Genomic DNA, 6491 nt, shown 5'->3' with positions numbered 1-6491 from the left:
TCGTATGTCTGGCCCTGCCGTTCCCGAATCGCATGCATGGCAAACGTGGCGATGAATTCTGCATACGTGATGATCGGAAACGGAAAGAGCTTCTGAAATTCCGCATCAAGTTCAAACTTGAGAAGGTGCGACGGTATCCGCGGAATGATCTTCGTCAGCCAGATATAGAACCTCAGAAAGCTGAACATCGGGTCCGTAGGCGATGTGAACTCGTACGACGGAAGGAATTCGGCTGCGATGTTGGCGTATCCATCCAACTCGTCGTAGACGACGACATGCTTCTTGTAAAGCAACTCACCCGCCTTCAGCATCAGTTCGCCGAACTGATTGTTTTGCGGCCCCTTTTCGGGATCTTCAGGAACGGGATGTTCCGGCAGCAAACGCACTGTCTCGGCTGCAAGATAACGCAATTGCCCATTGAAGAACGGTAGTCGACCCTCGTGGTGGATCCACCAATTGACGTGAGGGACCATCGCTGAAGGAAAGACAATCGGCATGTGCAAATCCACGACCTGATCGGAGGGTACAGTGCACGCATCAGGCCCATAGCCGAAGCCGACGCTCAACTTCGTACAGGCAATCAAGATGCTGGATTTCGGGTACTTCGCGAGCTGCTCTTGAAACTGCTCTTTCGTGATGCGCGGACTGTTCGTAAGTTCTGACCACGTCATCCACATTTTCATTTTCGGCGGCGGCACGATCTCTCCAGTCGGACAAACCATTCAATAGAAATATCTTATGCGCTCTCAGGCTGAGCAAGACTAGATTTAATGAATGAGCCCTGCCACCCAGAGTCATACAATTCCACCAACACCGGACGATATCGCGATGCGCACATTCGCTAGTCTTACGAGCATGATGCAATTCGACCAGCAGGAAGTTCGCGGCATCGTGCGCAACCTCATCGCACCAACCGAGTTTGTTAGCAAGCCCGTTAGGAGGATTCGTTCATCGCTTGCTCGAGCATCGCAACAAAACCCGGCACATTGACCCTCAATTTAGAAAACAGGAACGGCAGTGTCTGCCCGATCGCTGCCGCCTGGCGCTCTAATGTCTGCATCACGCGAGGCGGATCAAGCTCGTAGAGGTTTTTGAGAAACGTAGACGGACCTTGAGCGACGATCGAATAAGGACTCAAGGATGCTCGTGGGAAATCCTTGAGATTGTAGGTGACGATGACCTCGGAGCGCGCCCGCACAGCGGCGGCCAGTACATGACGATCTTTCTGCTCGTTCGTCATCACCGGAATCAGCTCTTCGTATCCGTCTACCCAGGCTTCGGGGAAGTATCGACGGATCTCGCTCTCCCAGTACTGTGCTTTCTCTGGACTGAGGCCAAAGTTCTCCTGCAGATTGCGGCTTACTTCTGCCATGATCTGATCGGTCCACTTCGGCGAATACAGACGCGGCGCAGACGCCAGGCGCAGAAGTGTATCTGCGAGGGGCATCGGGATCAGAACGCAAGCGTCGAGGAGAACCGGAAAGTAGCCTTTCACTCGTCAGAGCCACCTTCGGGGATTGCGGTACTTTCATACAGACCGGCGCTAAATGCTTCTTGCGATAACCGATCAAGAGCTATTTGACGCTCCTGATCCCTCTTTTTCGCAAACTCGAGGACGTCTCGCAGGTAGACTCGCCGCTGATTTCCAACTCGGTGATGGGCCATGGCGCCAGTCTCTAATAGTTTAATGAAGTACGGACGTGACATTCCCAATAGATCTGCGGCCCTCTGTGTCGTCACGACTTGCTTATCCGGCACGAGTGTAACGGACTCGCCGTGCGCCATCAGCTCGACAACTCTCGTCAAAATCTCGTACACCGTGCTCGGAAGGTTGAAACGTTCACCAGAAGGACCGACAAGCGCTGGTATCCCCAGGTGGAGTATCCGCTCCAGGTCCTGAACCTGTTGCTGCTCTGTCAGCGGAAGTGTTATCGGTTCCTGCGAAGCAAAATTCATAATATTGTGAGCTTATCAGTTACTCGAAATACTCGCAATAGGCGAAATACTCGAATGCTAGTGCAATCGGTCAGTTCCCCTAGAATGGTCCAGCGCGCTACCCTTCCATCGGCACACCGACGCGATCGAGCCGCTGTCGCTCGACGAGGCGTATCTCGACGTAACCGAGAATAAACTCGGCTTGCCGACGGCGACTCTTATTGCGAAGGGATTTCTTCATGAGATGCGCGAACAACTCAACCTCACCATTGCGGTCTTGGCATGTTGCAGGGGCGCCCCCGCCGAATGTTGCATTGCTCCTTCCGGTCAGCCAGGGGGGAGACTTCTCGCACAAGACTGTAGGGCTTGTTTGGGACACTGTAAGGGTTTTCAGGTCTTGCGTCGCCTGAACGACCGATTTCTTTCGGTAACCTTGAAATCATCCTCTATGGAAACCCGCCCTGAAACCCGCATCGTATACGTGGAGAGGCTGGGTGGTGGCGTGGTGATTGGATTTGATAACGGAAAAACCGCGCTCTATTCAGCGACTCTCCTCAACTCTATGTATGAAAACGCCCAGGAACTGCTGGACCCAGCGGAAGACGATTGAGTTCGGCAAGTGTAGTAGTAAACTCGGAGATTGATTCATGGCCACCTACACCCGAACCTCGGGACTGACCTCGATCTGAATCGAGCGAAGCCTATTCCCAATGAGCTTTGATCAAATGAAGTGTGGGGAAACCCCTTGCGCCGCCCGGGGCACGCCCTCGTGGAGATTTGATTCCATTCGTACGCGTCAGCACACAAGGCTCTAAGGGGACCTGCCGGCGGGAGCAGGCCCACTGGGTGGCGGCGGAAAACACAGGGCGGCCGCAGAGGGCGAAGGCTATCTCCTTTCAGAGACAGCTAGAGTAGGCTTTAGCAAGACTCACGGTGTCTAATTCATACTTAGACCATCCAGCCGATCGAATTCCCCGGGTATTGAGTGAGCACCTTCTTTCAGCAAGAGGCTTCCGCGACAGAACGCACAATCAGAATTTTTGGACCTGGCGAGATGGCGGAACGGACCCGCAATTTTGACTGGAGCCGGAGTTCGCTTGGACCTATGGAAGAGTGGCCGGAGTCGCTCCTCATCACCGTCAATACACTGTTGGAATCTCCCCATCCCATGTTTCTCTGGTGGGGCAAGAACCTCGTCCAGTTCTATAATGACGCCTATCGGCCCAGCCTTGGAGATGACAAACATCCGGTTGCACTTGGCCAGAACGGCAGAGAATGCTGGCCCGAGATATGGCCCGTAATCGGCCCCCAAATTGAACAGGTCATGACCACGGGCCTACCCACGGCGAGTGAGGATCAACTGATTCCGATCTACCGTGACGGCAAACTCGAAGATGTGTATTGGACCTATGCATACAGCCCGGTGAGAGACTCGACAGGCAAGATTTGTGGAACGCTTGTGACTGCACTGAGACGACCCAACGTCAGATTACGGAACAGGCTCTGCGGCAAGAACTGAAACGGCTGGCTGATCTGTTTGCGCAAGCCCCGGCGTTCTTTACTGTATTGCGTGGCCCGCAACACATCTTTGAGCGAATCAACCCCTTGTATCAGCAACTCCTTGGACCGCGAAGCCTTATAGGCAAGTCCGTGCGCGAGGCAGTTCCAGAGGTCGAAGAACAGGGGTTCATCGCACTCTTAGACCGCGTCTATCAAACGGGCGAGCCATTCATCGGTCGTGACACTCCCATCCGACTCGCTCGGCACGGCTCCGACGAATTGGAAGAACGCACCCTTGATTTCGTTTACCAGCCGATGCGGGAGGCGGACGGAAGCGTTTCCGGCATCATCGCTCTGGGCATCGATGTCACGGAAGCCAAGCGAGCAGAGAAGGTCTTACTGCAAACTGAGAAGCTCGCGGCGGTAGGACGGCTTGCAAGTTCCATCGCCCACGAAATTAACAATCCCCTCGAATCGGTCACCAACCTGATCTATCTTGCGAAAGGGTCCGCCATCAATGCTGAGACAAAAGAGTATCTGGGGTCCGCTGAGATTGAGTTGCGACGCGTAGCAGCCATCACCAATCAAACGCTTCGATTTCATCGGCAGTCTACTGCTCCACAACTCACGGGTGCTCCTTCCCTGGTTGACAGCACGCTCGCGATCTACCAAGGCCGACTCTCGAACACTGGAGTCACCGTCTTGAGGCGAGACCGGGCCGAACAGTCAATTTATTGTTTCGAAGGTGAGATTCGACAAGTGATGAGTAATCTCATTGGAAATGCGATCGACGCTATGCACGGAACTGGCGGGAAACTTATCGTGCGGACTCGAGAAGCAACCCTCTGGAGCGTAGGCAAGAGAGGGGTCCTAGTCACGGTTGCCGACACAGGGCATGGCATGAGCAATGACACGGCCTCACGAGTCTTCGAGCCGTTTTTTACGACCAAAGGTATGAACGGCACAGGTCTGGGGCTTTGGGTGAGCGAAGACATCGTTAAACGGCATCATGGGCGGCTAAAGTTGAGAACCAGCCGGATCTCAAATCGCTCAGGGACAGTTTTCACGATGTTCCTGCCGTTCGACGCCATTATCCAGCGGGCGCAGGTCTTGGAATGATGGAAGTCTGGGCTGGTGGCCGGTCTCACGGAGAGCGACCACCGAAAGCAGTTCCGACGTTCCGGCGGCGCCATTCTTCCTGATCGATCGGACTGGCAGGTGCTGTGCGGGGCCGGACCTCGCGTCTCGAAGACGCTGAGCAGCACTAATTTTTTCTGTCTATATGGCGCAACTTTGGATTGCATTTTGCGTCAAATCTGGCCGGAAGTTGAATTTCTCATGGAGGTGACAGGCCATGAAAGCACTGTCGAAATTGAACAACTTGAAATACTCCGCAACGCAAATCAAGGCGTTTGGCTGGCTGAAGAAAATCTTTCCTTACGCCCTTCTCATCCTGGGTCTCTCGCCCATTGCGTTGGCCCAATCTGTTCCTTTGACTCCGCCGCAACTTGATCAATTGGTCTCGCGGATTGCTCTGTATCCAGACCCTCTGCTGGCTCAGACTCTGACGGCCTCGACGTTCTGGGGGGAGATACCCGAAGCCGCAACCTGGGCAAACCAACACACCTATCTCACCGGCGATGCTTTGGCACACGCTATCCAGGACGATCATCTCCAGTGGGACCCGAGCGTGCTGGGACTTCTGCCTTTTCCCTCTGTGCTCGACATGATGGCTCATGATCCGGCATGGACCCAGCAACTTGGCAACGCTGTTCTTAATCAGCGCCCGGAGGTGATGGATGCGGTGCAGAGGATGCGGCGTCAGGCGCGGAACTACGGATATCTGGTTCCGAATGGCTACGTCAACGTGGTTGATACCGGTGGCTACCTTGAAATCCTGCCGCTGAATCCTGCGGTATTCTATGTCCCTTACTATGACCCTGTGGTGGTCTTCGCTCGTCCGCGGCCTGGCTTTGTAGTTGGCACTGCCATCCGATTTGGACCGGCGGTCACGATCTCTGCCACCTTCGGGACATGGGGTTGGTGGACGGGACCTGCGTTCTTCTGGCCAGCCCATACCATCGTCATCGGCGGACATCCGTGGGAGCGCGGTTGGGTCAACAGAGGGGTCTACGTTCACCCGTATGCGCATCCCTGGGCTCGTCCGATCGGACCGAGAGTGGAGATCCATCACCACAGATAAGTGACGCACATTAAATCAGTTATCGTACTGGACTGACTGAAGGCCTGCCTGAATATTGGCAGGCCTTTTTTGCGTTGGTGACGCGATCCAGGTCGCCAAGATGTGAGTGTTTTTCTGTCAAATTTCTTGCAACCTTTTTTGCGCGGCTGCGTCATAATTGGCGTGAAGGCAAGACCTTCACAACACTATTGAGGAAGTTATAAGGAGAGTGCTATGACGACCATGACTCGCTTTGTCCCGTTCCGTTCGCCGCTGGAGGGCGTTGCGGTACTCCAGAATCGGTTGAACTCAATCTTCAACGACTTCGCCAGCTCTAACGGCGAACAGCAGAATGAAACCCTCAGTGCCGGCAACTTTATTCCTCCAGTGGATATCTACGAGGACGCGCACAAGCTGGTGCTCAGGCTGGAGGTTCCGGGGATTCCGCAGGAGGATCTGCAGATTAATCTGGAGAACCAGACCTTGACGATCAAAGGCGAACGCAGGTTCGTGAAGGATGAAAAGGAAGAGAACTTCCACCGGATCGAACGCCGCTATGGCAGCTTTGTCCGCAGCTTTACTCTGCCCGCGACAATCGAGACGAACTCGGCTCAGGCGAACTACGAGGACGGCGTTCTCTCGGTCACGCTGCAGAAGAAGGAAGCAGCCAAGCCGAAGCAGGTGAAGATCGAGATCGGCTCCGGCAGCAACTCGAAGCCGGCTCCGAAGCAGGTGGAAGCGTCGCACGCGGCTTGAAAGGCGTAGAGCAGTAACACCAAAATAAAACACAAACTAAACCTTGCGCGGGGAGGGTGTGCTCCTGGGAGCGCGCCCTCCTGTGCGGCGGTACTGAAAGGAGCAGTACCTAAGGAGG

At 54.6% G+C, this 6491-nt stretch carries 9 protein-coding genes; 5 read left to right on the top strand and 4 right to left on the bottom strand.

The window, feature by feature from the left end:
• The 4 genes from GSQ82_RS13555 to GSQ82_RS25365 all read right to left on the bottom strand — a co-directional run.
• The coding region (locus tag GSQ82_RS13555) for a hypothetical protein (protein ID WP_158792778.1) at positions 1 to 671 on the bottom strand (671 nt) is incomplete at its 3' end.
• Between the two features lie 263 nt (positions 672 to 934).
• A complete protein-coding gene (locus GSQ82_RS13550; RefSeq protein WP_158792777.1) occupies positions 935 to 1495 on the bottom strand; it encodes a PIN domain-containing protein in 561 nt (186 codons plus the stop codon).
• Positions 1492 to 1956, bottom strand: a complete 465-nt coding sequence (locus tag GSQ82_RS13545; RefSeq protein ID WP_158792776.1) for an excisionase family DNA-binding protein — start codon at positions 1954 to 1956, stop codon at positions 1492 to 1494. The genes GSQ82_RS13550 and GSQ82_RS13545 overlap by 4 nt, the downstream gene beginning before the upstream one ends.
• 97 nt (positions 1957 to 2053) lie before the next feature.
• Positions 2054 to 2176, bottom strand: coding sequence for a hypothetical protein (locus GSQ82_RS25365; protein WP_256370083.1), 123 nt, complete (start codon positions 2174 to 2176; stop codon positions 2054 to 2056).
• A gap of 207 nt (positions 2177 to 2383) precedes the next feature.
• Between GSQ82_RS25365 and GSQ82_RS13540 the strand changes: the two genes are divergently transcribed.
• From GSQ82_RS13540 to GSQ82_RS13525, 5 genes are all read left to right on the top strand, one after another.
• A complete protein-coding gene (locus tag GSQ82_RS13540) occupies positions 2384 to 2545 on the top strand; it encodes a hypothetical protein (RefSeq protein WP_158792775.1) in 162 nt (53 codons plus the stop codon).
• 444 nt (positions 2546 to 2989) lie between these two features.
• The gene (locus GSQ82_RS25115; RefSeq protein ID WP_254061639.1) at positions 2990 to 3454 is read left to right on the top strand and encodes a hypothetical protein; all 465 of its coding nucleotides are present in this window, start codon (positions 2990 to 2992) and stop codon (positions 3452 to 3454) included.
• Positions 3337 to 4554 (top strand): nitrogen regulation protein NR(II), encoded by a 1218-nt coding sequence (locus GSQ82_RS13535; protein ID WP_371417206.1) that lies wholly within the window; start codon positions 3337 to 3339, stop codon positions 4552 to 4554. The genes GSQ82_RS25115 and GSQ82_RS13535 overlap by 118 nt, the downstream gene beginning before the upstream one ends.
• 235 nt (positions 4555 to 4789) lie before the next feature.
• The gene (locus GSQ82_RS13530) at positions 4790 to 5638 is read left to right on the top strand and encodes a DUF3300 domain-containing protein (RefSeq protein ID WP_158792774.1); all 849 of its coding nucleotides are present in this window, start codon (positions 4790 to 4792) and stop codon (positions 5636 to 5638) included.
• A gap of 213 nt (positions 5639 to 5851) precedes the next feature.
• A complete protein-coding gene (locus GSQ82_RS13525; RefSeq protein ID WP_158792773.1) occupies positions 5852 to 6373 on the top strand; it encodes an Hsp20/alpha crystallin family protein in 522 nt (173 codons plus the stop codon).
• Positions 6374 to 6491 lie beyond the last annotated feature (118 nt).

The organism is Granulicella sp. L60, assembly GCF_009765825.1.
GTDB lineage: Bacteria > Acidobacteriota > Terriglobia > Terriglobales > Acidobacteriaceae > Edaphobacter.
The sequence above is the reverse complement of the archived record's forward strand: the minus strand, read 5'-3'. Positions and strand labels throughout refer to the sequence as shown.